Annotated in this window: 30 protein-coding genes and 1 pseudogene; 16 read left to right on the top strand and 15 right to left on the bottom strand. The window is 64.4% G+C overall.

What is annotated here, in order from left to right:
- The first annotated feature begins 220 nt into the window (after window positions 1-220).
- The 6 genes from F0311_RS10020 to F0311_RS09995 all read left to right on the top strand — a co-directional run bounded on the left by F0311_RS10020 (window position 221) and on the right by F0311_RS09995 (window position 5,505).
- Window positions 221-415, top strand: coding sequence for a hypothetical protein (locus tag F0311_RS10020; RefSeq protein ID WP_150461804.1), 195 nt, complete (start codon window positions 221-223; stop codon window positions 413-415).
- 108 nt (window positions 416-523) lie between these two features.
- On the top strand, window positions 524-1,423 hold the full coding sequence (locus F0311_RS10015) for a MetQ/NlpA family ABC transporter substrate-binding protein (protein ID WP_150461803.1): 900 nt from the start codon (window positions 524-526) through the stop codon (window positions 1,421-1,423).
- Window positions 1,424-1,431: 8 nt separating this feature from the next.
- Complete coding sequence (locus F0311_RS10010) at window positions 1,432-2,511, top strand: methionine ABC transporter ATP-binding protein (RefSeq protein WP_150461802.1); 1,080 nt, start codon at window positions 1,432-1,434, stop codon at window positions 2,509-2,511.
- Window positions 2,508-3,185 (top strand): methionine ABC transporter permease, encoded by a 678-nt coding sequence (locus F0311_RS10005; protein WP_223881251.1) that lies wholly within the window; start codon window positions 2,508-2,510, stop codon window positions 3,183-3,185. The genes F0311_RS10010 and F0311_RS10005 overlap by 4 nt, the downstream gene beginning before the upstream one ends.
- Window positions 3,186-3,211: 26 nt before the next feature.
- Window positions 3,212-4,453, top strand: coding sequence for a UDP-N-acetylmuramate dehydrogenase (locus F0311_RS10000; protein WP_150461801.1), 1,242 nt, complete (start codon window positions 3,212-3,214; stop codon window positions 4,451-4,453).
- Window positions 4,454-4,482: 29 nt separating this feature from the next.
- On the top strand, window positions 4,483-5,505 hold the full coding sequence (locus F0311_RS09995) for an aldo/keto reductase (protein WP_150461800.1): 1,023 nt from the start codon (window positions 4,483-4,485) through the stop codon (window positions 5,503-5,505).
- Here F0311_RS09995 and F0311_RS09990 read toward each other — a convergent pair.
- Both F0311_RS09990 and F0311_RS18505 read right to left on the bottom strand, forming a co-directional pair.
- Window positions 5,502-6,356, bottom strand: a complete 855-nt coding sequence (locus F0311_RS09990) for a sulfurtransferase (protein WP_150461799.1) — start codon at window positions 6,354-6,356, stop codon at window positions 5,502-5,504. The genes F0311_RS09995 and F0311_RS09990 overlap by 4 nt on opposite strands.
- 152 nt (window positions 6,357-6,508) lie before the next feature.
- Window positions 6,509-7,786, bottom strand: coding sequence for a hypothetical protein (locus F0311_RS18505; protein WP_223881250.1), 1,278 nt, complete (start codon window positions 7,784-7,786; stop codon window positions 6,509-6,511).
- On the opposite strand from F0311_RS18505, the pseudogene F0311_RS19060 reads away from it, so the two are divergent.
- Window positions 7,721-7,927 (top strand): annotated as a pseudogene (locus F0311_RS19060) (DUF1684 domain-containing protein); the annotation flags it as partial. The gene F0311_RS18505 and the pseudogene F0311_RS19060 overlap by 66 nt on opposite strands.
- 113 nt (window positions 7,928-8,040) lie before the next feature.
- Here the strand turns inward: F0311_RS19060 and F0311_RS09980 are convergent.
- Complete coding sequence (locus tag F0311_RS09980; RefSeq protein ID WP_150461798.1) at window positions 8,041-8,370, bottom strand: putative quinol monooxygenase; 330 nt, start codon at window positions 8,368-8,370, stop codon at window positions 8,041-8,043.
- 113 nt (window positions 8,371-8,483) lie between these two features.
- Here F0311_RS09980 and F0311_RS09975 point away from each other — a divergent pair, with 113 nt between their 5' ends.
- A complete protein-coding gene (locus tag F0311_RS09975; protein WP_191089860.1) occupies window positions 8,484-9,215 on the top strand; it encodes a type 1 glutamine amidotransferase in 732 nt (243 codons plus the stop codon).
- On the opposite strand, the gene F0311_RS09970 is transcribed toward F0311_RS09975, so the two are convergent.
- From F0311_RS09970 to F0311_RS09930, 9 genes are all read right to left on the bottom strand, one after another.
- Complete coding sequence (locus tag F0311_RS09970) at window positions 9,181-9,396, bottom strand: hypothetical protein (RefSeq protein ID WP_150461796.1); 216 nt, start codon at window positions 9,394-9,396, stop codon at window positions 9,181-9,183. The two genes, F0311_RS09975 and F0311_RS09970, sit on opposite strands and share 35 nt — an antisense overlap.
- A gap of 211 nt (window positions 9,397-9,607) precedes the next feature.
- A complete protein-coding gene (locus F0311_RS09965) occupies window positions 9,608-10,306 on the bottom strand; it encodes a DJ-1/PfpI family protein (RefSeq protein ID WP_150461795.1) in 699 nt (232 codons plus the stop codon).
- Between the two features lie 31 nt (window positions 10,307-10,337).
- Entirely contained in the window at window positions 10,338-11,540 is a 1,203-nt protein-coding gene (gene asd / locus F0311_RS09960; RefSeq protein WP_150461794.1) for an aspartate-semialdehyde dehydrogenase, read from the bottom strand.
- 10 nt (window positions 11,541-11,550) lie between these two features.
- The gene (locus F0311_RS09955; protein ID WP_317982603.1) at window positions 11,551-12,090 is read right to left on the bottom strand and encodes a dihydrofolate reductase; all 540 of its coding nucleotides are present in this window, start codon (window positions 12,088-12,090) and stop codon (window positions 11,551-11,553) included.
- A complete protein-coding gene (locus F0311_RS09950) occupies window positions 12,080-12,886 on the bottom strand; it encodes a thymidylate synthase (protein ID WP_150461793.1) in 807 nt (268 codons plus the stop codon). The genes F0311_RS09955 and F0311_RS09950 overlap by 11 nt, the downstream gene beginning before the upstream one ends.
- Before the next feature lie 166 nt (window positions 12,887-13,052).
- The gene (locus F0311_RS09945) at window positions 13,053-13,403 is read right to left on the bottom strand and encodes a GNAT family N-acetyltransferase (protein WP_150461792.1); all 351 of its coding nucleotides are present in this window, start codon (window positions 13,401-13,403) and stop codon (window positions 13,053-13,055) included.
- Window positions 13,404-13,592: 189 nt separating this feature from the next.
- The gene (locus F0311_RS09940) at window positions 13,593-14,609 is read right to left on the bottom strand and encodes an NUDIX hydrolase (RefSeq protein WP_317982601.1); all 1,017 of its coding nucleotides are present in this window, start codon (window positions 14,607-14,609) and stop codon (window positions 13,593-13,595) included.
- 85 nt (window positions 14,610-14,694) lie between these two features.
- Window positions 14,695-15,690 (bottom strand): mycothiol synthase, encoded by a 996-nt coding sequence (mshD, locus tag F0311_RS09935; RefSeq protein ID WP_150461791.1) that lies wholly within the window; start codon window positions 15,688-15,690, stop codon window positions 14,695-14,697.
- Between the two features lie 142 nt (window positions 15,691-15,832).
- Window positions 15,833-16,516, bottom strand: coding sequence for a winged helix-turn-helix transcriptional regulator (locus tag F0311_RS09930; protein ID WP_150461790.1), 684 nt, complete (start codon window positions 16,514-16,516; stop codon window positions 15,833-15,835).
- 178 nt (window positions 16,517-16,694) lie between these two features.
- On the opposite strand from F0311_RS09930, the gene F0311_RS09925 reads away from it, so the two are divergent.
- From F0311_RS09925 to ygfZ, 3 genes are read left to right on the top strand one after another with little or no spacing between them, the layout of a single operon-like run.
- Entirely contained in the window at window positions 16,695-17,537 is an 843-nt protein-coding gene (locus F0311_RS09925) for a hypothetical protein (RefSeq protein WP_150461789.1), read from the top strand.
- 18 nt (window positions 17,538-17,555) lie between these two features.
- Window positions 17,556-17,678 carry a hypothetical protein gene (locus F0311_RS18710; RefSeq protein ID WP_263406268.1) on the top strand — a complete coding sequence of 41 codons (123 nt, stop codon included), beginning with the start codon at window positions 17,556-17,558 and terminating at the stop codon, window positions 17,676-17,678.
- A gap of 5 nt (window positions 17,679-17,683) precedes the next feature.
- Entirely contained in the window at window positions 17,684-18,850 is a 1,167-nt protein-coding gene (gene ygfZ / locus F0311_RS09920; protein WP_150461788.1) for a CAF17-like 4Fe-4S cluster assembly/insertion protein YgfZ, read from the top strand.
- Between the two features lie 53 nt (window positions 18,851-18,903).
- Here ygfZ and F0311_RS09915 read toward each other — a convergent pair whose 3' ends face one another.
- The gene (locus F0311_RS09915; RefSeq protein WP_150461787.1) at window positions 18,904-19,485 is read right to left on the bottom strand and encodes a TetR/AcrR family transcriptional regulator; all 582 of its coding nucleotides are present in this window, start codon (window positions 19,483-19,485) and stop codon (window positions 18,904-18,906) included.
- 118 nt (window positions 19,486-19,603) lie between these two features.
- On the opposite strand from F0311_RS09915, the gene F0311_RS09910 reads away from it, so the two are divergent.
- Complete coding sequence (locus F0311_RS09910; RefSeq protein ID WP_150461786.1) at window positions 19,604-20,386, top strand: SDR family NAD(P)-dependent oxidoreductase; 783 nt, start codon at window positions 19,604-19,606, stop codon at window positions 20,384-20,386.
- Window positions 20,387-20,627: 241 nt separating this feature from the next.
- Here F0311_RS09910 and F0311_RS09905 read toward each other — a convergent pair whose 3' ends face one another.
- Window positions 20,628-20,921: a phosphotransferase gene (locus F0311_RS09905; RefSeq protein WP_150461785.1), complete on the bottom strand. Its 294-nt coding sequence runs from the start codon at window positions 20,919-20,921 to the stop codon at window positions 20,628-20,630.
- Window positions 20,922-21,398: 477 nt separating this feature from the next.
- A complete protein-coding gene (locus F0311_RS09900; protein ID WP_150461784.1) occupies window positions 21,399-21,986 on the bottom strand; it encodes a TetR/AcrR family transcriptional regulator in 588 nt (195 codons plus the stop codon).
- Window positions 21,987-22,076: 90 nt separating this feature from the next.
- Between F0311_RS09900 and F0311_RS09895 the strand changes: the two genes are divergently transcribed.
- From F0311_RS09895 to F0311_RS09880, 4 genes are all read left to right on the top strand, one after another.
- On the top strand, window positions 22,077-22,925 hold the full coding sequence (locus F0311_RS09895) for an SDR family NAD(P)-dependent oxidoreductase (protein WP_150461783.1): 849 nt from the start codon (window positions 22,077-22,079) through the stop codon (window positions 22,923-22,925).
- Between the two features lie 305 nt (window positions 22,926-23,230).
- Window positions 23,231-23,458, top strand: a complete 228-nt coding sequence (locus F0311_RS09890) for a hypothetical protein (protein WP_150461782.1) — start codon at window positions 23,231-23,233, stop codon at window positions 23,456-23,458.
- Window positions 23,459-23,617: 159 nt separating this feature from the next.
- Entirely contained in the window at window positions 23,618-24,343 is a 726-nt protein-coding gene (locus F0311_RS09885; RefSeq protein ID WP_150461781.1) for a TetR/AcrR family transcriptional regulator, read from the top strand.
- Window positions 24,340-25,605: an FAD-binding oxidoreductase gene (locus tag F0311_RS09880; protein ID WP_150461780.1), complete on the top strand. Its 1,266-nt coding sequence runs from the start codon at window positions 24,340-24,342 to the stop codon at window positions 25,603-25,605. The genes F0311_RS09885 and F0311_RS09880 overlap by 4 nt, the downstream gene beginning before the upstream one ends.
- The last annotated feature ends 1 nt before the right edge of the window (window position 25,606 follow it).

Below are 25,606 nucleotides of genomic sequence, written 5' to 3'. Positions count from 1 at the left end.
GGCCCGCTGGCTCAGCGCGTCACCGCAGTTCACTGTCACAACTACACGGGGTTTTCGTGAATACACCATCTTATATCCCGGTGTATATGCGAAAACTTGGTGTAGATATGCATGAGGCCGAAGAACCCAGTGTGGCAATGAACATAATGTGACACTCTGTGACAGTTGCTCACACAGTTCTGCACTGCTGGGCGCTAGGATAGGCCCTGCATCACGAGCTGTGGCCGTCACGATCCTCCCCGGGCCGCACACCAACCCCATGTTCACGGGTGGTTCGGATCCCGATGCGGCCCGCTTCTGGCGCCACCAGGCGCCACTGCCCGGGGTGGGCAAGAGCATTACTGAGAGGAACCTCTTCCACTATGCGCCGAATGTGTTCGCGCTGAATCTCCTGCTCAGCCCCCACCCGGGCTGAGCACCAGAGCCGCCGCAGGGCGGGCCATCATGCTCTGCCCTCTTTTGAACTGTGCCCGGGCCACCCATGCCTGCCGGCACCTATGCCTATATCAAGGAGAAACACCCCATGTCCACACGCACCGCGAAATACACCGCGCTCACTGCCCTGCTGGCACTGGGTCTCAGCGCCTGCGGCAACGGAGACACCGGCGAAGCCATCCCGGAGGACCAGGCCTCCTTCACCATCGGGGTGGCCAACGAGCACGAGGCACACCGCGAGCTGGCTCGCATTGCCGAGGAGGAACTCGGCTACGAGATTGAACTGGTCAACTTCACCTCCTACCCGGAGCCGAATCCGGCCCTTGCCGCCGGTGACCTGGATGCCAACTGGTTCCAGCACATCGCCTTCCTCGCTGAGCACAACGTGGCCTCCGGGGACAACCTGCTGCCGATCGCTCCCACCGAGATCGTGCCGCTGACCCTGTACTCCAACGAGTACGAGGACGTCAGCGAGTTCCAGGACGGCGACACCGTGGCCATCCCCAACGACCCGGTGAACCAGGGGCGGGCCATCAACGTGCTGGTGGCCGCCGATCTGGTGGTGCTGGCTGAGGAGATCGCCCAGCCTGAGCCTCGCCACGTGGACGAGGAAGCTTCCACCGTGCAGCTGCAGCCGGTGGACGCCGCCCAGACGGTCAACGCCCTGCAGTCGGTGGAAGGCTCCATCATCAACAACAACTTTGCCCAGGATGCCGAGCTCGACCCACTGAACGACGGCATCTACGCCGATGACCCCTCGGATCCCTCAGCCTTCCCTTACATCAACGCCTTCGTAGTCCGTGAGGCCGATGTGGACAACGAGGCGCTGCAGGAGATCGCAGCTCTCTACCATGACGACCGGGTCCTGGAGATCATGGCTGAGCGGTCCAACGACACTTCGGTTCCAGTAGGCGATGTCACTGCTGAAGAGCTCCAGGAGGCCTTGGCCGACTACGAGGACGCCCTCCGCGACGGCGACGAGGACTGACTACACCAGTGAGCGCAGAAAACACCGCTGATGTTCGCGCCGGTGGAGCTCCGCTCATCGAGTTCCGCAATGTGACGCGGACCTTCACCACCGGTAAGTCATCATCTGTCACTGCTGTTGACGACGTCTCCTTCTCCGTGGCCCCAGGAGAGGTCTACGGTGTCATCGGCTTCTCGGGGGCCGGAAAGTCCACCCTGATTCGGCTCATCAACGGTCTGGAACGACCCACCTCCGGCACCATCACCGTGCTGGGACGGGAGATCTCCCGGCTCTCCGAGTCCAAGCTGCGCCATGTCCGGTCCCGCATCGGCATGGTCTTCCAGCAGTTCAACCTCTTCCAGTCACGCAATGTGGCCGGCAACGTGGCCTATCCGCTGAAAGTCGCCGGTTGGAGCAAAGCCGAACGAGAGCTGCGGGTCCAGGAACTGCTGGAGTTCGTGGGACTGGCAGATAAGGCCAAGGCCTATCCCGAGCAGCTCTCAGGGGGACAGAAGCAGCGGGTGGGCATCGCCCGGGCCCTGGCCGCCAAGCCGGACATCCTGCTGGCTGATGAGTCCACTTCCGCACTGGACCCTTCCACCACAGGAGAGGTGCTTCGCCTGCTGCGCCGAGCCAATGAGGAACTCGGCATCACCATCGTGGCCATCACCCATGAGATGGAGGTTATCCGCTCCATCGCAGACCGGGTGGCCGTGATGGACAAGGGGAAGATCGTTGAAGAGGGGCATGTCTACGACATCTTCTCCAACCCCCGTGACCACGGGGAGATCACCTTTGTGGGCTCAGCCCTGAAAGACCGGCCCACAGCAGAGGATCTGAGCCGCATCCGACAGCACACCAGCGGAAGACTGGTCACAGTCTCGCTGAAGGACTCCGCCACCGTTGGGGCAGTGTTGGGCAGTGCCGCCGAGCATGGGGTCACCTTCGAGATAGTCCACGGCGGGATGAACACCACCAAGAACGCCAGCTTCGGGCTGCTGACCCTGGCCCTGGAGGGTGAGTCCCAAGCCGTGCAGCAGTTCGTGGACAGCCTCAAAGCGGCCGGGCCGGTGCAGGAGGTTCGGGAAGGACAGGAGGCCCAGAAGTGATCGACACCTACAGGAACCTCGACTGGGACTACTACGGCCCAGAGCTCATCGACGCGCTGTGGGAGACCATCCACATGGTGATGGTGGCCTTCGCCATCTCCGCCTGGATCGGACTGACCCTGGGACTGCTGCTCTACACCACCCGCGCCGGGGGCCTGCTGGCCAACGCTGCGGTGTTCTGGACGGTGAACTTTTTGGTCAACACCATCCGGCCCATCCCGTTCATCATCCTCATCGCAGCACTGCAGCCGGTGACCATCCAGCTGTTGGGCACCGGTATCGGCAACACCGCAGTGATCCATGCCATGGTGTGGGCCTCCAGCTTCGGCATCGCCCGGATCGTGGAACAGAACCTGGTGACCATCGATCCCGGTGTGGTCGAAGCTGCGCGCGCCATGGGTGCCTCCCGGCTGAGGATCATCTTCACGGTGATCCTGCCTGAGGCCTTCGGCCCGCTGATCCTCGGTTTCACCTTTGTGATCATCGCCATGATTGATATGTCGGCACTGGCCGGCATCGTCGGCGGCGGGGGTCTGGGCAACTTCGCCATCGTAGAGGGCTACCAGCGCTTCCGCCCAGAGGTGACCTGGCTGGCGGTGGCAGCGGTGATCGTCATGGTCCATCTGCTGCAGATCCTGGGCAACCTGGGCGCCAGAAAGGTGCTCAGGCGGTAGGCCCTGGTCACGGTTAGGCTTGGACGGTGAGCACAGCGCAGACTTTCGCCGACCACACCACCGCCAGGGTCGGCGGCCCGGCAGAGGAGTGGATTACCGCCCGCAGCGAGGCTGAAGCCCTCGAGGTGCTGCAGGCCCACCCTCTGCCCGATGATCAGGGGCGGGCCGCCGGGCTGGACTCTCTGCTGGTGCTTGGCGGGGGTTCCAACCTGGTGGTCTCCGACGCCGGCTTCGGCGGCACAGTGCTGCACCTAGCCTTCACCGGAATCACCGCAGAGCCGGTTAATCCCGCCGGCGGGAGCGGAGTCCTGATCCCTGGGGCCTGGACAGACTCTGCGGAATCTGTGCGGACCACGCCGGCGCCGGCCTTCACACCTCAAGACCACCACTACGTGGATGTGACTGTGGCGGCCGGGCACAGTTGGGACGCAGTGGTGGCCTGGACCGTCCAGCGCGGGCTCACCGGGCTCGAAGCGCTCTCCGGAATCCCAGGCGCCGCTGGAGCGGTCCCGGTGCAGAACGTGGGCGCTTACGGTGCAGAGGTCGCCCAGACCATTGTGGAGGTCCGGGTCTGGGACCGCGCCGCTGGAGACATCCTGGTGCTGAGCAATCAGGACCTGGCCTTCGGCTACCGGGACTCGCTGCTCAAACGCAGCACAGTGGCCGGCTCCCCGCGCTATGTGGTGCTCGCGGTACGCTTCCGGCTCACTCACCGGGCAGGTGCGGCGCTGTCCGCTCCGGTCCGCTACGCCGAGCTGGCCTACTCCCTGGGACTGGACCCCGCAGCACAGGAAGAGAACCGTCGGGCCCCCCTGGCCGAGGTCCGGCAGAAAGTCCTGGCCCTGCGCGCGGGCAAAGGCATGGTGCTGGACACAGCTGACCATGACACCTGGTCCACCGGCAGCTTCTTCACCAATCCGATTGTGCTGGCTCCGACCATTCCAGACCCGGGAGGGGCGTCGTCGTCCCCTGCTCTGCCGGAGGAAGCGCCCAGGTTCCCCGCCGGTCAGAACGATCAGGGGCAGCCGTTGATCAAGCTCTCCGCGGCCTGGCTGATCGATCACGCCGGCTGCGGCAGAGGCTTCGGCGCCGAGCTCACCGCAGGCCGAGCCTCACTGTCCACCAAGCACACCCTGGCGGTGACCAACCGAGGCGGGGCCAGCACCGAGGACCTGCTCACCGTGGCCCGGGCGGCACGGGACAAAGTCCGCGAAACCTTCGGCATCGTCCTGCATCCAGAGCCGGTGCTCATCGGCTGCAGTCTTTGAGCACTGAGCGGTTGCGGCAGAATAGCCTCATGACACTGCGCACAGTTGAACTCGGTTCGGCAGACTCTGCCCTGACCACCACCGCCTTCGGCTACGGGGCAATGTCCATCGCGGGAGCCTACGGACCCATTGACGAACAGGATTCCCTCGAACTGCTGCATGAGACCTATGACCGCGGGGTGACCTTCATCGACACCGCGAACATCTACGGCCTCGGAGTCAGCGAAACCATTTTGGGCAAGTTCCTCGCCGGGCAGCGCCATGAGTTCACTGTGGCCACCAAATGCGGCATCGAGCCCAAGGGCGAGGCCGGCAAGCGCGGCGCCAATGGGCGGCCCGAGCACATCCGGGAGCAGATCGACCTCTCCCTGGGCCGGCTCGGCACCGACTACGTGGACCTCTACTACCTGCACCGGCCCGACCCCGAGATACCGGTGGAAGAGTCTGTAGGAGCGTTGGCCGAGCTGGTTGAACAGGGCAAGGTGCGCACCATCGGCCTCTCCGAGCACACCGCGGAGGAGATCCGCCGAGCTCATGCGGTACACCCGATCACCGCAGTGCAGTCCGAGTGGAGCATCTTTGCCCGGGACGTGGAACCCTACGTGATTTCCGCCTGCGCAGAACTGGGCATCGGATTCGTGGCCTATTCCCCCGTGGCACGCGGGCTGCTCACCGACCGGTTCGGCGCTGAAGTTCTGGCGGAGAAGGACACCCGGCGCAAGTTTCCATGGTTCTTCCCGGAGAACCTGGAGCACAATCACGACCTCGCCCGCCGCGCCCGGGAACTGGCAGCAGCAGCCGAGCTGCCCACCGCAGGCCTGGCCCTTGCCTGGCTGTACGCAAAAGCTTCAGCCTTTGGCGTGGAGCTCTCTGTCATCCCCGGCACCCGGTACGCACAGAACCTGGACGAGCTGCTCACCGGGGTGCAGGCGGAACTGCCTGCTGAGACCATCAGCGCCCTGGATGAATTGGCTGATCAGGTGCACGGGGACCGCAGCTTCAGCCCCACCTGGGTCTCCGGCGGCCGCGAAGGCCTGATCCCACGCAGCTAGGGGGCTTGACCGGAAGTATTGCCTGTGGCCACTGGGCGGTCGTAGTTGTTTGACCATTCACTGAACGACCCCGGATACAGCACCGCCTCAAACCCGGCAAGCTCCAAGGCGAGGACGGAGTGACAGCCGTTGATCCCAGATCCGCAGTAGCTGGCCACCGGCTTCTGCGGATCCACCCCCAGCGCCAGAAACCTCTCACGCAGTGCCTCCGGTAAGAGGAACCGCCCATCCTGATCCACATTTTCAGCGGTGGGCGCATTGAGCGCGCCGGGAATATGGCCCGGCCGCGGGTCCATGGGCTCCACCTCGCCCCGGTAGCGTTCCGGTATCCGCACATCCAACAGGGTTCCGCGATGGGGGAAGCTGGCGGCGTCGTCGATATCTACATGCCCCAGGGCACCGTACTGCAGAGTGACAGTGCCCGGTTCGGGAACGACGTCGCCGGTCTCGAGCGGGTAACCGGCACGGGCCCACCCGCGCAGCGAACCGTCGAGCACCCGGACATCACGGAGGCCTGCATGCCGCAGCAGCCACCAGGCCCGGGCCGAGGACGTGTTCTTCATATCGTCATAGACCACCACGGTGTCGCCGTCGTTGAGCCCCCAGCGGCGGGCCGCAGTCTGCAGAGTTTCCAGCGCAGGCAGCGGGTGGCGGCCCTCAGCGGCAGGACGGCCGTGCTCAGCCAGCTCCGTGTCGAGATCCACATAGACGGCACCCGGGAGGTGACCCGCCAGGTGCTCAGGACGGCCGTTGGGTCTGTCCAGGCGCCAGCGCACATCCAGAATGCGCAGCCCCGGACTTCCGGAAGCGATGAGTTCGTGCAGCTGCTCAGGCGAGATCAGGTGTCCCATAGCTCTGAACTGTACCGCCAAGCCGGGCTGCAGAATGAGTCCGCATAGGACGCGGGGCCGGCATCCTGTGGGCACGGCGCTGAAACAGGTGCTCAGGCTAGTCCCTACGGGCTGGCTCGCTGCTCAGCGTGCACATCATGGGAAGCCATGGTTCAGATCCTGGTGTAGGGGGCCAGTTCGGCGGCAGCCCGGGAGAACCGGGTGACGTAGCGGTAGGTGGCGAAGATGGCAGCGGCCACCAAGACTGAGCAGCCCGTGATCAGGATCCAGGCAGTGCCCTGCAGCAGCGGATCATCCTCCCAGATCAGCATGAGGATACCGATCAGCATCCCGAGCCCGCCGAGCGGATAGCCGGTGAAGATCACGCCCATCCAGGGGTGGCCACGATCCTGGGTCCACAGCAGCTGCAAAGCCGGCGGGATCCCCTGGGCCTGGACCTCGGTGCTCTGGGACTGGAACCATTCCACCGCCACGCGGCGCAGTTTGCGCCGCTGCAGCTCGCGGGCCAGCGCCCAGAACCAAAGGCCGGTCGCGCCCAGGACAAGCAGGCCCATCCCGCTGAGCCCCCAGGCATTGGACTCAGTGATGGCAGCTGTTAGAAGGCATACCCCGCCGGCCAGCAACCCGAGCACAGCGATTGCCAGAGGTATCATGTGATGCCAGGCCGGGGTGCGCACCTGCTCCAGGTGGTCAAGGGCGGCGTCCTCGGCCTTCAGGTACTGCCGGTCCAGCTCGGCCGCGGTATGGTCCGCAGCCCCTGTGGGGGCAGCAGGGGTGGGACCGGCAGCAACGTCCTGGGGCGGTGGGGGTGAGGAGGTGTCGTCGCCGGTTGGGCTCTCCAGCAGTGCGGTACGGATGAACTTCTCAGCCACCACAGGGGAGATGATCTGCCAGTTGTTGGTGGCGTTGTTCAGAGCCATTGCCATCTGCTGCTCGGCCTGCAGAGTGCCGCGTGGCAGGCTGTCCATCCCATGGGCCTGCACCACCTGGGTGAGGAACTGCTGGAGTGCGCGAGCTGCTTCCGGAGTGGTCTGCTCGCGGCCGGTTCCTGCCAGCTTGAGGGTGAGCTTGCCGGAAGGCCCCGAGAGCTGAAGCAGTAGGTAGTACCCGGCTGCTGCCACATTGTTCTTGACTCGGATGCGTTGGACATCACGCGGACCCAGCTCGGTGCGGCCCTTGGCCAGACTGTTGCGCCGGGGATTGTAGAAGGCGTAATGGCCAATGTTCACCCACAGTATTGTGCCGAGCAGCAGTCCGAATACCGCCAGGCTGATCAGGATGTTCACGCCCAGCGGCAGCAGGGAGAGGTCCCGGTAGGTCAGCGCCAAACCACTGATCAGGCTGATCACCATCCAGGCGCCGACATAGATCAGTACTCCGCGTGGCTGCATCCGCACCCCGATGCGGATCAGCTCCTCCGTTCCGTTCATGGACTGAGTGTAACGCTTCAGTGGAATGAGTCACATGACGCGCACAGCTTGAACCACGCCGCCAACCCGCCCTGCGCCTCTACCGATCTGGCCACCTGCCCGCTGCCCCAGGAGGGCAACCTGGTGGCCGCACCGGTAACTGCCGAGGAGAGGAAGCCCACCCAACGGGTGCAGGCTGCGGCGGAGGGGGTACGCCAGGTCTGTACTGAGGTGGTGGTGATGCGTCACGGCCAGGTGGCGGAGCGTGGCCTGAGTCAGCTGATCTTCAGCTCGCCCATCTCCTCCCAGTCATCGCCCTCGATCTGCCGGGAGATGATCTTGGGGGTGGCGACCAGGGCCTGGGCCATGGGGCCGTCTGCACTGGTGGCCTTCTTGAAGTGCTCGGAGTTCACATGCGGCTCGGCGCCGTCGTCCTCAAAGGCCTCCACCAGCACGTACTCGTTGGGGTCCGCCACGCTGCGCGACCAGTCGAACCACTTGTTCTTGGGCTCAGCGCGGGTGGCCTCAGTGAATTCCTGGGTGATCTCAGGCCACTGGTCGGCCAGCTCGGGCTTGACCTGGAACTTCACAACGATAAAGATCATCGGGCTCTCCTCTGTAGGTTTCCGCTGGGTCCACGCTTAACCCTAACCACCCCAGGTGAACACCCGCTAGGGTGATGAGGCTGGACCAAGAGGTGCCGGAGTAGATTGGTGCTGTGACAGAGATTCTGGTGATTCAGCATGAGCAAAACGTGGGGATCGACCGGCTCGGCGACTGGCTGGCCGAGGCCGGCGCGCAGCTGACCATACGGCGACCGGATCGAGGTGACTCGGTTGCCGATCATGTCCGGGAGTACGACGGGCTGATTGTTCTCGGCGGCTCCGCAGGGCCGCAGGAGGACCAGCATTGGCCCTGGCTGCCGGCGGTCCGGAACCTGCAGCGCCACGCCGTGCAGGACGGCATCCCCACCCTGAACATCTGCCTGGGTGCCCAGCTGTGCGCTGTGGCCCATGGTACGGAAGTCTTCCGCCGTCAGATTCCCCAAATTGGCGTGATGCAGATGAACCGCAGGGTTGAAGCGGCAGCGGATCCTGTCTTCTCCGCACTGCCGGACCAGTTCGACGCCGTGGTCTGGCACCAGGAGCAGATCCGGTCACTGCCTGAAGGAGCGGTGCACCTGGTTGACGGCACCGACGCTCCGGTGCAGGCTTTCCGCCTGGGGGAGAGCTCATGGTCTGTGCAGTTCCACCCGGAGCCGAATGAGCAGACCATCCGCAGCTGGGCGGAGAACACCAAGGGTCTCGTGGCCCGGGCTGGCAGAGAACCCGACGACGTGGTTGCGGAGTTCACTGAAAAGGCTGACCAGATCGAGGCTACTTTCCGTCCCCTGGTCACGGCCTTCGTCAACTACGCTATGCGCCGGCCCGACGGGCATACTCCGCAATAGTTTCCCGCAGCAGAGCACGACGCCGCGCCCCGCACCTCAGCACCCACAGCACTGATCCCGCTCCCAGCAGCAGAAAGACCACCGGTGCCGCCACCGTGACGCGTTCGACCTTGGTGAACAGCCCGATCACCAGCAGAAACGGCGCCAACACCGCTGATAACTGAGGTGACGCCCCAGGCATATTTCCTTGAGCTCGCAGTGGGCAGTTCGGCAGTGTGCACCGGAGCTTTGAGTGTTGTTGACTGATGGAGTCTGTGGAAGGGGCCTGTCTGTCTGGGAACTGAGAGCCAAACCTGCTGATGATGTTCTGCCCCAATCGAGAAGGTTGAGCCGTCTAGCAGGTGCCTTTCGGAAGGTTCATTGGAGGGCTCACAAGCTGCCCGAAAGAATGCTCATGGCAGAAGTATGGAGGGTATCCTGGCCGCGGCGCGCTGGACCAGGGGGCTGCGCAGCTCGGTGATGGCGGCGATGCGGTCCCGGGCAGCCTGCTGATCAGCATCGGGCCTGCTGGGAGAGCCGGCGTCGAACGGGGGTGCCGGATCGTATTCGATGAACAGCTGGATCTCCTTGGCGACCTCGGGGCTGCAGAGCTCGGCCGCCAGGGTCAGGGCGAAGTCAATGCCGCTGGTCACCCCAGCTCCGGTGATGATCTTCCCGTCCTGCACCACCCGCTCACTGACCGGCACCGCACCGAAGGCCTCCAGCATCTGCAGCGACGCCCAGTGACTGGTCGCCCGCTTACCACGCAGCAGCCCCGCAGCACCTAGAGCGAAGGACCCGGTGCACACACTGGTGACGTACCTGGCGCCTGCGGCCTGGCGGGCAATGAAGTTCAGGGCGGCCTCGTGCTCAAACAGGTCAAAAGCACCCTGACCGCCCGGCACAAAGAGCACATCAGCCTGCGGGGTCTCGCCCAAGGTCACTGTGGGCAGGATCGAAAAGCCTGAGTCGGTGGGCACCGGGTCCAGGGACTCCCAGGCGAAGTGCAGTTCCGCCTCCGGGAAGCGGGTGAAGACCTGTGCGGGCCCGGTCAGGTCCAGCTGGGTGACGTTGGGGAACAGCAGAGCAACAATCTGCAGCGGCGCGCTCATGGGTTCAGTGTAGTCCGCCGTTTACCCGGCTCTACAGCTTGCCGAGGGTGATCAGCAGCATTCGGCGCAGCGGCTCAGCAGCGCCCCAGAGCAGCTGGTCGCCAATGGTGAAGGCGGAAATGTACTCCGGACCCATCTCCAGCTTGCGGATCCGGCCCACCGGGATGGTCAGCTCACCGGTGGCGGCCACCGGAGTCAGCTGTTCCATAGTGGCCTCCTTCTCATTCGGCACCACCTTGGCCCAGTCCGATCCCTCGGCGATGATCTGTTCGATCTCGGTCACCGGCAGGTCCTCGCGCAGCTTCAGGGTCAGCGCCTGGGAGTGCGAGCGCAGCGCACCGATCCGCACACACAGCGACTCGAACGGGATGGCATCGCCGCGGCGTTGCACACCTGGGGCCAGCGAATCTCCGCGGCCCAGAATCTTATTGGTCTCATCGGAGCCCTTGCGCTCCTCCTTGGACATCCCGTTGCCCAGATCCGCATCGATCCACGGGATCAGCGAACCGGCCAGCGGCACCCCGAACTGGGAGGCATCCAGCTCACCGCGCTGAGCGGCCAGCACCTTGCGGTCGATCTCCAGGATCGCGCTGGCCGGATCTGCCAGCTCCTCGGCCACCCCGCCGTGCAGGTGCCCAAACTGGTTCAGCAGCTCCCGCATGTGCTTAGCTCCCCCGCCAGAGGCCGCCTGGTAGGTCATCGCGGTTCCCCACTCCACCAGGTCATTCTTGAACAGCCCGCCCAGCCCCATCAGCATGCAGGACACTGTGCAGTTGCCGCCCACGAACTCCCTGACCCCGGCCGCCAGGCCGGCGCTGATCACATCCCGGTTGATGGGGTCCAGCACGATGATGGAACTCTCTGCCATGCGCAGGGTGGAGGCGGCGTCGATCCAGATGCCCTTCCAACCGGACTCTCGCAGCTTGGGGTAGATCTCCTGGGTGTAGTCCCCACCCTGCATGGTGACGATCACGGGCAGTTTGGCAAGCGTGGTCACGTCATAGGCGTCCTGCAGCTCCGCGGTTTCCGGGGCGGCCCCGGTGAACTCAGGCGCGGGCTTCCCAGCCGCCGAGGTGGAGAAGAACACCGGGTTGAAGTGGGCGAAGTCGCCCTCATCCACAAAGCGCTGCATGAGCACAGAGCCCACCATGCCGCGCCAGCCGACCAGCCCGACCGAGAGCGTCTGAGCGGCGGTGGAGGACAAGGCAGCAGAATCAGCGGGTGCAGAAGTCATGCCCACTAGCCTAGCGAGTGCGGCGGTAGGTCTCGAACCGGTAGCCGACCCCTGATTCTGAGCGGTGCCAGTCCTGCTGCGGGTCAGCGGTGACCAGCTCCCAGCGCTCGCTGTCCAGCACAGGGGCGTGGGTGTCTCCGGACACCTCCAGGTCGAATCGGGTGACCTCGGCCAGCTGGGCCAGCCCCTTCTGCACTGCCTCGGCGTAGACGGCACCGCCGCCCATGATCCAGACCCGGTCCGCACCCTCAGCCCTCTCCTGTGCCAGCTCAACGGCCACTTCCAGCGACGACGCCGGCACGGCACCTGAGCTTTCCAGCTCACCCTGGGTGGCGGCGTCGCGGGTAATGACGATATTGGTCCGCCCGGGCAGGGGGCGGAAGCGCTCCGGCAGCGATTCCCAGGTCTTCCGCCCCATGATCACCGGGCTCCCGGAGGTCACAGCTTTGAAGTGCGCCTGGTCCTCGGGCACATGCCAGGGCATCGTCCCGCTGGCGCCGATCACCCCGCCGGCGGCCTCCGCCCAGATCATGCCTATCTCAGACGGCAACTTGGGCCTTGATGGTGGGATGCGGATCGTAGTTGAGCACCTCGAAGTCCTCGTACTCGAAGTCGAAAAGGGACTCCGGGTGACGGGCCAGGCGCAGCTGCGGGTACGGCCGGGCTTCACGGGAGAGCTGTTCACGCACCTGTTCAACGTGATTGTCATAGATGTGGCAGTCCCCGCCGGTCCAGATGAACTCGCCAGGCTCCAGTCCGGCCTGCTGGGCCAGCATCACGGTCAGCAGCGAATAGCTGGCGATGTTGAACGGCACACCCAGGAACATATCCGCCGAGCGCTGGTAGAGCTGGCAGGACAGTTTTCCCTCGGCCACATAGAACTGGAAGAGGATATGGCAGGGCGGCAGGGCCATCTCGGCGACCTGCCCGGGATTCCAGGCGGTGACCAGGTGCCGGCGGGAGTCAGGATTGGCGCGGAGCTGATCAACCAGCTGGGTGATCTGGTCGATGAACCCGCCCTCGGGGGTGGGCCAGGACCGCCACTGCACTCCGTAGACCGGCCCAAGATCGCCGTTCTCATCGGCCCACTCGTTCCAGATCCGCACCCCGCGCTCCTGCAGCCAGCGCACATTAGAGTCCCCGCGCAAGAACCACAGCAGCTCCAGGGCCACGGATTTGAAGTGCACCCGTTTGGTGGTGATCAGCGGGAAGGACTCGGTGAGGTCGTAGCGGATCTGCCGGCCGAACACGCTGCGTGTGCCGGTGCCGGTGCGGTCATCTTTGACAGCCCCGGTCTCGAGCACATCAGCCAGCAGGTCCTCATAGGGGGTAAGGATAGATGTCACGGCGTCAGTCTATCGATTCCCGAGCCGAGCGCAGCGAAGGCGGGCCCTTGAGGCGTGAAGCTCCGGGCAAGCGGAGCCAGGGGAACCGGACATCTGGGACCCGAGCGAACGTGCAGCGTCTGATCAGGGCCGCCTCAGCGTGGCCTGCCGCCCGGACTGGCGCTGTCTACGCCAGCAGCGCCTGGTGCTTGCGGTACTCCGGATAGCGGGTCAGATAGTGATCAATGTAGGTGCACTCGGAGGTGAACTTCTTACCCTCTGCGGCCAGCTTGTCCAGCAGCAGAGTCACCAGGGCGCGGGCATAGCCCTGACGGCCAAAGCGTTCGTTGACGATGGTGTGCATCAGCAGCCATACCGGCTGTCCGCCGATGGTCTCCTCCGCATAGCCCACAAAGCCGATGAACGTGCGCTGGCCGTTGATCTCATCCCACAGCTCAGCCCGGCACCGGTCGGTGTCGATCACCAGCTCTGCACTGGGGTGGATGTTCTTCTGCTCTGCCGCAGCCTGCTTGCCCATACACCAAGGGTAGTCGGTGGGAGTAATGTATGTCACTTGGGTTGGGTGCTTCCGCTGAGCTGCGAACGAAGCGCTGCAGGGACTTCAAGGAGTGGAGTCCCGCCTCAGCGGAACGGCAAACGTGACGACAGTGACCCGAGCAAAGGCGTAGCGGCTGTGCGCGTCGCTGGGACGAGCACTGAGAGGTGCTCAATCATCTATTGAGTCGTAGACCTCTATCGAGACGATGCGGCCACCGCGGTCCACGGCCTGCTGGGCCACCACGACGCCGCCGGGCCTCAGATAGGGGTCCTCCTGAGGCAGCGCCCCGGTCACCTCCGGGGACACGGCCCACCTGCTGAGCTCGCCCAGCACAATCGGCAGCACCGGCCGGTGTGTACAGATCAATGAGGGTTGGCACCATTCCAGTGATTTGCGCACCCTGGAGGCGGCCTTGCCCGGGTCCTGTTTGGCGCGCTTCTCGGTGAGCGGCTTGCGGTACTTGATCCGGTGCCGGTGCTTCTTCACATAGGGAGCGATGGTCTCAGCGCAGCGCTTCCACGGGCTGGAGTGGATTTGCCGGGGCCGCCATGCGGTCAGCAGTCGTTCCACCGCTTTGGCCTGCCGCTTACCGGTGGCCGCCAGAGGTCGCTCAGACTCGGCCTTGGACCAGGAGGAGCGGGGCTTGGCCTTGGCATGGCGCAGCACCACGAAGGGCACGGTGCGCAGCGAATGCTGTTCGTGCAGCCGCTCCAGCTCATCCAGCGGTTCGGTATCCCCAGGGTTGGTGAGCATCTGGCGGGCCTGGGCAGGCTCTGCCCAGACCACGTCGTCAGTTTCCTCCCCGTCTGGGCGCGGCCTGCCGTCCAGGTTCTGGGCCGCCCAGTACCAGACCTCCTTGGTCTGCTCAGCAGGACCTGATTTGGTGTTCTTGATGACGGTGTACCGGGTGATCGGTAGCGGTACGCCCAGGCGCACTTTGAGCCCGATCTCCTCGGCCACTTCGCGGACCGCGCACTCCGGCAGGGTCTCATCCGGGTCCAGCTTCCCCTTGGGGAAGGACCAGTCGTCGTAACGGGGGCGGTGGATCAGCAGCACTTGTAATGCCCCCTTGTGCAGCCGCCAGACCAGGGCGCCCGCGGCCAGAGTTTGGGCATCGGTGCCGTCATCAGCCAGCGTAGGGCTGCGGCGGCGCGGAACCTCAGTCATCTCCTCAGGAGTGGTCACGCCAAAAAATGTATCAGGCCGCTTCTGCCGAAGGTGACCCGCAGGGCCGGCGACCCGCTATCGCCTCGGGAAATTCTGAGCAAGCTCAGGTTTCCTCTCGACTCAATCGGGTCTCCTCGATGGGGGCGTATTGCACATCGGTGTGGGTCACGGTGAAGCCCAGGTCCTCATACAGCCTCACAGCAGCAGTGTTCTCCGCATCGACATAGAGAAGCACTGTCGCCACGCTCTGGCTGCGCAGATGCTCGATTCCCGCAATAGTCAGTGCCTTGCCCAGCTTCCGGCCCTGGGCAGCGGGGGCCACCCCCACCACATAGACCTCGCCGAGCCGCTCACCGTCATCATGGCTGTGCATCTTGGTCCAGTGGAATCCCAGCAGCTGTTCGGAATCCCCGGCAGAGTCCCAGGCCATGAGGAACCCCTCGGCGGAGAACCAGTCCTCGGCCATCCGGGCCTGCAGATCCTCCAGGGTCATCCTGCCCTGCTCGGGATGGTCTGCGAAAGCCGCGGCATTGACCTGCAGCCAGTCCTGCTCGTTGCGCCCCGGCTGAAAGCTGCGCAGCTGAACCCCCTCAGGCAGCACAGTCTCTGGGAGCTCCGTCTCATTGCTCAGCCGCATCTGCCAGAGCTCACGCACCGGTGTCCATGCACACCGCGCTGCCAGCCTGGGTGCACCCGGATGCCCGCCGTGGGCCCAGGCGCGGTGGGCGGTACCGGGCTGTTGAGCAAGCACCGAGTCATTCAGTGCTGCGGCCAGCTGTGTGCCGATCCCGCGCTGTCGGAAGTCCGGGTGCACTGCCAGCTCCAGCACATTGGGTGCGGAATCCTCACCGGACTTATCAGCATGGCCCAGTACGACCACGCCCGCCCCCGCCAGGGTGCCCGCCGCGGCGTCGTCATCCTGCACCCAGGTGCAGGCCAGGGCCACGGCGTCGTCCTTATCGCTGGTGAGCTCTACCCAGGTTTGGTCGCCGAAGGGTGGCGCGCCGTCGGCCCGCTGCGCCGCTGAGGCGAGTTCCCGCAGAGCCCGAAGCTGCTCAGCAGTCGGTGCGGCCTGGACCAGCTCCACATCAAAACCCATGATGTCAGCGTAGTCTGCAGCCCGGTCCCGCAAAATAATGTGTCGAAAAGGTCGGAACAGACGCCGTTTTGGGCGGAGTTCTGCACATTTCGGCACACTATTCTGCCTCAGGATGATCGCCTGGGTCCGGTCTCCCTCCGACTCAGGCGGCGTCGTCGGCTTCTTGGTGGTCGGAGCCGTCCACCAGCAGCCGGTAGCCTACATTGCGCACCGTGCCGATCAGTGATTCATGCTCAGGGCCCAGCTTGGAGCGCAGCCGCCGGATGTGCACGTCCACGGTGCGGGTGCCGCCGAAGTAGTCGTAGCCCCACACATCATGGAGCAGCCGGTCACGGGTGAAGACCTGGCCGGGGTGCAGGGCCAGGTGTTTGAGCAGCTCGAACTCCTTATAGGTGAGGTTGAGCAGCTTGCCGTGGATGGTGGCCATATAGGTGGTCTCATCAATCACAATGGCTCCGGCCCGGATCTCGCCGGCCGGCGCTTCATCCTCGGCCTCTACGGAGGCCATCCGGATCCGGGCGTCCACCTCACCGGGGGAGGCCTCGGTGAGTACAAAATCGTCAGCATGCCAGGTCTCGTTGAGGGTGGGCAGCCCGGTCTCGGTGACCACCACGATCACCGGCGAAAGCATGGAGGACTTCACCAGTTGGCAGAGCGAACGGGCATGGGCCAGATTAGTCCGGGCATCGATCAGGGTGATGTCCACATTGGGAGCGCGCACAATGGAGGCCGCCTCCGCCGGAAAACTGCGGATCCGGTGGTTCAGCAGCTCCAGAGACGGCAGGGTGTCTTCCGGGGCGTCAGAGAGCAGAAGCACCTGAGCCATCCGTGAGTCCTCCCTAAGTGTTGCCTGGTTGGTCAACAAGTCTGCACTCTATGCGATCACGACATGCGAGAAAATCCAGTGAGATACATCACACCTCACCAATACTCCGCAATGCGAAAAACAATTGAGCGAACGCGATGAGTATATCCATGTTCTGGGCTCTGGCAGGATGGAACCTGTGAATTACTTGCCCGTCGCGCTGGCTGCACTGCTCGGAGCCGCCGCGCTCGCCGCCGCTTCCTGGCTCGGAGTTGCTGCGCTCACTGGGGTGGTCTGCGCGCTCTGCGCGGTGGTGGCAGTGGGCTGGCCGCAGCTGATGGGAGTGACCGCTCGCAAGTCCCTTTCCGCAGTCATCATGGCTGCCGGAGTGGTGGCGGCAGTAGGGGCGGCCCTGGCCTCTCAGGTGGAGTCCCTGTTCTTCTGGTCCTCAGTGGCACTGGCTTTCGGCGTGATGGTGGTCTTTATGATCCAGGTGATGAGGGGAGCCGGACGCCCGCACCGCCTGGAATCGACTCTCGGCGCCTGTGCAGGAGTGGTGATCACCACGACGTCGGCCGGTTGGGTTGCTGGGCTGCGCTACCCGGCGGGCCTCGCAGAGGCGGAGAGCGGTGCGGGGCTGGCAGCGCTGCGGGTGCGCGGCCTCTTTCCCTATGAGGACTGGGGCGTGCTCGGAGTCACCGGGCCCGGCGGTGAGCTCTCAGTGGTGGCGCTGGCCTCCTTCGCCCTGCTGGCCGGCACCGCAGCGGCCTGCATCCCCGCCCGCGACGTATTCGTGCTGCCGCTGATCGTGGTCGCCGCTGCTGCCGCCGCTGTCATCACTGCATTGGTGTGGGGTGAACTGACGCTGCTCTTCGCCGGGGTGGTGGGTCTGACCGCCGGGGTGCTGCTGGCCAGCTTCCGACGCTTCCTCTTCCTGCAGGGCGCCCCCGAGCAGCTGCTCTCCCGGCTTGCGGTGGGTGCAGCACCGGTGGCTGCCATGGGTGCGATCGTCTACTTCACCGAGAGACTATTATTCGCTTAGGTCGGATAGGATGGTGTCATGAGCGATGCACAGATTCTTGCACTTGAGGTGTTCTTCATTGGCCTGCTGGTTATGTCGGTGCTGATCATCGGTTGGATCAGCCTCGTGGTGCTCTCTCGCCTGTTCAAGGGCCAGCGCTGAGCACAGTGAGGTATACCTCTCCCCTGCTCCACCGCACCGGCGCGGTGGAAGCCGCGGGCCCGGATGCTGGTGTGTCTGCGCACTACGGGAATCCGGTCAAGGAGCAGCGCGCCCTTGCAGCCGGCACCGCCGTCACCGATCTCTCCCACCGCGCAGTGGTCACAGTCACCGGCCCGGATCGGCTCTCCTGGCTGAGCACGCTCTCCTCCCAGCAGGTCGCCGACCTCAAGCCAGGGGACTCCTCCGAGCTGCTGCTGCTGGACATCTCCGGGCGCATCGAGCACGCCCCAGCCATCTCCGACGACGGCGAAACTGCCTGGCTGATCACCGAGCCTTCCCACGGGCCCGCACTGGTCCAATGGCTGGAATCCATGAAGTTCATGCTGCGGGTGGAGATCACCGACCGCACAGATCAGTACGCCGTGCTCGGCAGCACCGCTCCGCTGCCTGAGGATCTTCCCGCAGCCGCTCCCGCCCGCTGGAGCGACCCCTGGCCCGCTGTGGCACCGGGCGGCGAATCCTATGCCGCGATCCCCGATGCTGAGCATCCAGGGCAGGAGTGGAACTGGCACCTGACCATTCTGGAGCGGGAGAGGTACGACGCCGCTCTCGTCGATTTGGAGGCCCAGGGCTGGACTCTGGCCGGGGTGCAGGCTGCTGAGGCGCTGCGCCTCGCCGCCTGGCGGCCGCGGCTGGCCACCGAGGTGGATGCCAAGGCGATCCCGCACGAACTTGACCTGATCCGCACTGCAGTCCACCTCACGAAGGGCTGCTATAAGGGGCAGGAGACCGTCGCCCGGGTGCACAACCTGGGACATCCGCCGCGTCGGCTGGTGTTCCTGCACCTGGACGGCTCTGAGCACACCCTGCCTGAACCAGGCTCCGATGTGCTGGCGCCGAAGGAGGGCACGGATCCGGAGGCGCTGCTCAAGGAGCGTCCTGTGGGTGTGGTGACCTCGGTGGCCCGCCATCACGAGGCCGGTCCCATCGCCCTGGCTCTGGTCAAACGCAAGGTGGACCCGCAGGCCCAGCTGGTGGTCCGGGACGCTGAGTCCGGTCTGTATGCCGCAGCCCAGGAGCTCATCGTCCGCCCGGACGCCGGCCAGTCCGTCGGCCGCCCCCAAGGAGATTTTCTTCGCGGAAGGCCCCCTACGGGGAATTTTGTTGAATAACGAGGCTCCCGAGATGACAACTACGCCCGTCGAATGAGGTAGCTGCCGCCCGGTCATTGCACGCCGCGAGCCCAGGCTCTTGCTGTGGAATCCGCGAGTGCGCTGATCCGCGCTTCAGGGAGTATATGCTGCACGTTTCCCCCGGTGGCGAGGGCGGCGACGCCGTGTGCCAATGACCAGAGCTCGGCGGCGCGTGGGGTAGTTTCTGCCGACCGCAGGCACCGACTCAGGGTGGCCTCGAATCGTTCCTGGACCCGGAATGTTTGCCGGAGCAGGTCCTGGTGCTTGGTCTTGTCGATTCCGTGGGCGAACATCACCTCGAACCGGGCGGGGTCCTCACGCGCGAAGCGCAGGTACTCGGTGGCGATCTGCGCCGCCGTGTCGGTGAACGCCTTCAGCGCGGGAAGGCTCGCGAATCGTTCTTCCAGCTCTCTGAAGCCCGTCAAGGCCGCTGCGGCGAGCATGGCGTCTCGATCTGGGAAATGCCGGTAGGGGGCGGAGGAGGAGACCCCGACGCGCCGGGCGGCCTCGGAGACGCTGAACCCACGGGCACCGTGCTCGCGCACCAGCTCGGTCGTCGCCACCAGCAGTGCGTTGCGCAGGTCGCCGTGGTGATAACCGCGTTCGGACATCATGGGACACCTCCTATGTTGCAGTCTCTCACATTGATCGTCTACTCTAATGTGTGAACCTCTCACATTGAGAGCGTGTGACCCGCGTCTTGGCGCGGATCTGGAGGAGGAAGGTCACTGAATGCGATACGAGGGAACGACTGCCCTGGTCACCGGGGCCAGTTCCGGCATCGGCGCGGAGTTCGCCAAGCGTCTGGCGAGTCGTGGGGCCGATATCGTCGCGGTGGCACGCCGGGTCGAAGAGCTCGAAGCGCTCGCCGATGACATCGGCTCCGAGACCGGGCGGCAGGTACACGTCATTCCGTTCGACCTGTCCATGGACCGTGGTGGATACCGACTCGCAGAACAACTCGCTGAGACCGGAGTGCGGGTCGGCACCGTCGTCAACTGTGCCGGGATAGGGGTGACCCGGGCGTTCGGGGACTCCACCGAGGATCAGATCCGGCGGCAACTGCGGGTCAATATCGATGCCACCGTCGAGATCTCGCATGCGTTCCTTCCGCAACTCCTCGAGTCCGGTCAAGGAGCGCTGATCAACGTAGCCAGTCTCACCGCCTACATGCCGGTGCCGGGCATGGCTGTGTACGCGGCGTCGAAGTCGTTTGTCGTGCGTTTCACCGAGGCGCTGGCCTACGAGGCGCAGACGAGCGGTCTTACCGTCATGGCCCTGTCCCCGGGGCCGACGGCGACGGAGTTCTACAGCATATCCGGGACCACCGAGAGCGGGGTAAGGTTCCAAACCCCAGATCAGGTCGTCACGACCGCGCTGGATACACTGCAGCGCAAGAATCCACCGGCCAGTGTCATCTCAGGAGCAGGCAACCGCTGGATCAAGCGGTTGATCGCGGCACTGCCACAGCGCACCGCGTTACGCCTTGCGGAGACACGCCCCGCCAGTTCCTGAGGTTCCCAGGTCCGGTATCGCCTGGAACTCCCCGGTATCGAGAGCGTCCTTCCGGATATGGCGGAGCGGTGGTCCCCGAACCTTCTACAGAGATTCACCACTATTCATCTCAAAAAGCTCATTGTCAGACCGGATTCGTGTGAGTGTGCTATGAACTGTCAGTTCTCCACCGCACTGAGTGCCGAAGAACAGGCGACCTTGTGTATTGGCCTGGCGCAGTTCCTTGATCATCGTGACCAAGTCAGCACAGAACCGTTGAGAGCCGGCCACGCTGGTTGGGGTTGTTGATCTCTCCGGGGAGCCAGGTGTGAACGGACCAGGGTAGCGGATACTCAGGTGTGGGTTCACCTGCTGCGACCACTGTGGGCACAGGGACTGAGACCGCAGAAGCGAGCTCGTCGAGAGCATCGGCCTCTCGCCGGAAGTCGCGTGCGACGTCCTTGGGGTCCGCGGCCTGGCGGCGAAACCGGGCCGCCAGGCTGTCTCCGATGCGTACGATCACGTTGACGGTTCCGGCAGACTCCAGCCACTGCACAGGCTCGTGATCTCATTGCGGGAACTGCCTGCGGATCATCGTCTCGGTAACCTCAGGTGTGCGGTGAAGGTCGTTCTGATGAGACTATGCGGCGTCTCGGACACTCACCGTTCAGGCCGATCGCCCGACTGCCAAGGTCTCCTCCGCCGTCTCCTGAGGGGCGCTAAACTCGACGGTGCATCTTGGGGTGTACTTTCCATTTGGCGACGAGGCGCGAGAGATGGCAACCGCGCCCCGAAGCCTTGTCCCCTCCGGATTTCCATGGTTCAACGCGTGGAGCCTGTGTGAATGAAGAGACAGCACGGCGTTGTGGCAGTTATTGGTCTGACATCGGTGGACATGGTCCCATCACATGTGAGGGTTCAGTGGGAGTGCCGGATCGGTCCCGGGTGGGCGGCTGAGCAGGAGGCGTCGGGTGACCGTAGACCCGGCGGGACACTTCGAGGCCGCGCGTCATCACGGCCGCGTCGGCGCCGCTTATGTGAGTGGATGGACGGCATCCATGGTGATGTCGAGCAGTGTGCTGAGTGCTCTGTGCTCGTCGGCGCTGAGCCATTGTTCCTGTGCGGTGTGGAGGCAGGCGATTGCTGCAGCGGTGAGGGACTGGGCACGAAGAGAGGCATTGGTGGCATCGCTGACAGGCAGGCGGGGCATCAGGGCTGTGGCGATCTTGGTTTGCCAAGCGGCGTCTTTACCCTGCTGTAGAGCGGGGCGTTCGAGCATGAGTCGGCCGAGAGCTTTGGCGTTGGGGTCCGTGGTGGCCTGTTCGAGCAGCGGGTCGAAAGAGCGGCGAAGGGCGGTCCAAGGCGGTTCCTCCGCCGAGTGCCCAGTGAGCGTCTTGGCAATCGTCTGGCCGATGGAGGCAAGCGCTTCGGCGAATGCTTCTTCCTTGCTGGCGAAGTAGCGGAAGTAGCTGCGTCGGGATATTCCTGCGGCCTGGGCGATCTCCTCGACCGTTGTCGTCTCAAACCCCTGGCTCAAGAACAGGCTCATGGCCGCATCGACGATCTCTGTCCGCACGGCGCGACGAGTCCGTTCACGCAACGACATTTCTTGTGCATCCATACCACCATGCTACCCTGATGAGACAGAGATAGCACTACAGTGTCACATTCAACATCACCGTGACAACATGGAGAAAGGACGGGTGGAGAGATGGTGAGACGGACGATCGTGATCACGGGTGGGTCTGACGGGATCGGGGCCGAGGCGGCGCGACAGGCCGCACGCGCCAAGCCGGAGGACCGGCTCATCCTGGTCGGGCGCTCCGCTGAGAAGACGGTAGCTATGGCGCGCGAGGTCGGAGCCGACCATTTGCTCGCGGACTTCACCAAGCTGGGCGACGTGTGCCAGCTGGCCGCGGACATCCGGCAGAGCACGGATCGAGTCGATGTGCTGGCCAACAACGCTGGCGGGGTCTTCGGGGAGCGCACGGTGACCGAGGACGGCAATGAGAAGACGTTCCAGGTCAACCTTCTCGCACCTTTCTTGCTCACGCACCTGCTCCTTGACCTGCTGCAGGCAGGCGATGGCGTGGTGGTCAACACCTCGAGTGCGTCGGCGAAGATCGTGGGGAAGGTCGATGTCGATGACCTCAATCATGAGAAGATCTACGCACCGATGCGTGCCTATGGCGATGCGAAGTTGGCGAACATCTTATTCGCCCGGGGTCTGCATGCCCGCTACCACTCCCAGGGGATCAATGCCGTCGCCTTCGATCCCGGCAACGTCCGCACCGGTTTCGGCGCAGAGAACAACGACTTCCTCACCCGGCTGCTGTACCGAACCCCGCTGTCGCGGCTGGCGCTGATCTCACCGGAGAAGGGCGGAGCGAACTTGGCGTTCTTCCTCACAGGCGTCCCCGGTGTCGACTGGGAGCCTGGACGTTTCTATGCACAGCAGAAGCCCGCTACGCAGCGGCAGACCAACAAGCAAGTGGGCGACGACGCCCTCGTTAACCAGTTCTGGCACCGAACCGCCCAGCTTGCCGGAGTGGAAAGCTGAACCGCGCACGGAAACCACGCCGCGGGTCCTCGAAGGGCCGGAGGTGTTGGCGGCGACGCTGGGGTCGTTAGAATCAGAGCACAAGTATGGAGTGCACTTTCCATTGGACGCCGAGGCGCGCGAGATGACAGTTACACCGCGTCTGGTTAATTCTTTGTGCATCCACGAATCGATCAAGTGATCGTGGCTGTTTGGCGTTCTGGCTCCGCTCTCTAGGATTGACCCATATCGACTAGATGAAGCGAGTCATCATGTGCACTCAGCAGCCTCCAGGTTTAGACGCCAACCCCCTGCAGGAGTCCTAGGTGCCCGTCATCCGTATCGAATTCGAAACTACACCTGAGAAAGCCAAGAAGTTCCACAAACGTGTCATGGCCGGTGCGCCATTCACCGGTGAGGAAGAACAAGCGATCAATGAAGCCTGGGATCGGGGTCGAACTCCCACAGGGGTTGTCCACTATCGAGGCATCAGCAACGACCAGCCCCCAGCTTTGAAGTTCGATGTTGAAGTCAGCCTGGAACTGACCCACTAATCAGCTGCCAACTTCAAAGCCAGCTGAGTTTCATGCCGTCTCAGATGAACCCCTATGGTCAGTAGCTGCAGAAGAGTGAGAGCGAAGGCCGCTGAGCAAGCGTAGCGCATGTTACGCTTACTTTCCGGAACATGAGTTCCGCTTAGGGAGGATGGGGTCGTGTCATCAGCTCAACCACGTATGCGTCGCGACGCCGCGGAGAACCTGGACCGTTGCATGGTCGCCGCCGCGGCCTTGTTCGCCACCCGGGGCCTCGACGTGCCGCAATCCAGCATCGCCGGAGAAGCTGGGGTGAGTGTTGCGACGCTGTATCGGCGCTTCGCCAACAAGGATGAAGTCATCGCTGCTGTGTACGAGTCACGTGTCGATGAAGCGGTGAGGCTTGCCGCGCGCGCCGCCGGGCATGAGGACGCCTGGGAAGGCTTGGTGTGGTTCCTGCACCAGTCCTCTGATGCGATGGCCGGCGACCGAGGCTTCCGCGAGTTCGTGCTCGGTGGCTTCGGTGAGGCGCTGGGTTGGTCGCGCTCAGCACCGGGGTGCGAGTTGGTGCGGTTGCTGCAACGGATGGATGCTGGCGTGGGGCCGTATCTGCGGGGTCTCCTGGATCGAGCGAAGACCGCAGGGCAGTTGCGCGAAGACTTCGACCTGACCGATATCCAGGTCCTTGCCGCTGCGGTGCAGGCGACGGTCGCGTTCGGCGGGGCCGAGCACCCGGACCTCTATCGGCGAACGCTGCACCTATTCCTCGATGCGCTGCAGCCTTCACGCGAGTCCGCCACCCCGCTGCCGGTGAGGGCGTTGACTGAGCATGAGCTGGACCGGCTCACCGCTCGCCCCGAGACCTACACCGAGGCAGCAAATCCTCGCGGGGACCGGGAGCGATGACGGCTGTGGACATCATTCGCCCCGGGGAGCCACGCTATCGCCAGGTCCAGCACGTGTACTCCGCGCGGGGCGCGCCCGCGGCTGTGGCTCGTGTTCGTACCCCTGCGGAGGTGCCGGAAGCGCTGGCCTTCGCGCTTGATGCCCCCGGCCCCTTCGCAGTGCGCAGCGGAGGCCATGGCATCAGCAGCATCGCCACCAATCACGGAGGCACCGTGATCGATCTGGGGCAGCTGAACTCTGTCGAATACCTCGGGCGGCGGCGTGTGCGTCTGGGCCCCGGTGCACGCTGGGGGCACGTTGCCCGGCAGCTTGCTCCGCTGGAGCTGGCGATCAGTTCGGGGGATTCCGGCGACGTCGGTGTCGGTGGGCTCTCCACCACCGGCGGAATAGGCCTCTTGGGTCGTCGGCACGGGTTGACCATCGATCATCTGGTCTCAGCAGAGATCGTGACAGCAGACGGTCGGTACCATCGTGTCTCGGAAACCGAGAATCCGGAATTGTTCTGGGCCGTCCGGGGAGCCGGGGCGAACTTCGGGATCGTGACCTCCTTTGAGTTCGAAGCCGCCGCGGTCCCCGCTGTGGTCCACACCAACCTGGCCTTCGCGCCAGGTCACCTGCCGGACCTGCTCCAGCGATGGGGTCAGGTCCTCGAAGACGCAGTTCGCGAGATCACCGCGTTCCTCTACCTGGGCCAGAGCTTCGCGCAGGCCACCGTCGTCTTCGCCGGTGACAGCATCGAGGCAGCTTCTCGTGCCCTGGAGCCCTTCACCGGCTTACCGGGGGTTGCCGGGGGCACATCTCAACGGACCTCATATGCCACGGTGCCGATGACCACAGGTGCGCCACACACAGGCCAGCAGACCGCGCGGACCCGTACCGGCCTGGTCACCCACATCGACACGGACATGGCAGTTCGGGTAGCAGAGATGCTGGCCTCTGGTGGAACGGACATGGTGCATATTCGTTCGGTCGGTGGTGCGATCAACGATCGCGCGCCCGCGGCCACCGCCTACGCGCACCGGCATCAGAACTTCTCCATCACCGCAGTCAGTACCGGACCACGTGAGGTCTTCGACGCAGCATGGGAGCCGGTCCACGCACTGATGGACGGGATGTACCTGAGCTTCGAGACCCAACACACCCCCGAGAGCGTTCACGAAGCCTTCCCTGCGCCCACTCTGCAGAGGCTGCGCAAGCTCAAAGACCGATGGGATCCCCATCATGTGTTCACCCAGAACTTCGACATCGCCCAAAGACCATGAC

The organism is Nesterenkonia ebinurensis, from assembly GCF_008711175.1.
Classification (GTDB): domain Bacteria; phylum Actinomycetota; class Actinomycetes; order Actinomycetales; family Micrococcaceae; genus Nesterenkonia; species Nesterenkonia ebinurensis.
Note: the sequence above shows the minus strand (reverse complement) of the source record. Positions and strands in the feature narration are given on the sequence as shown.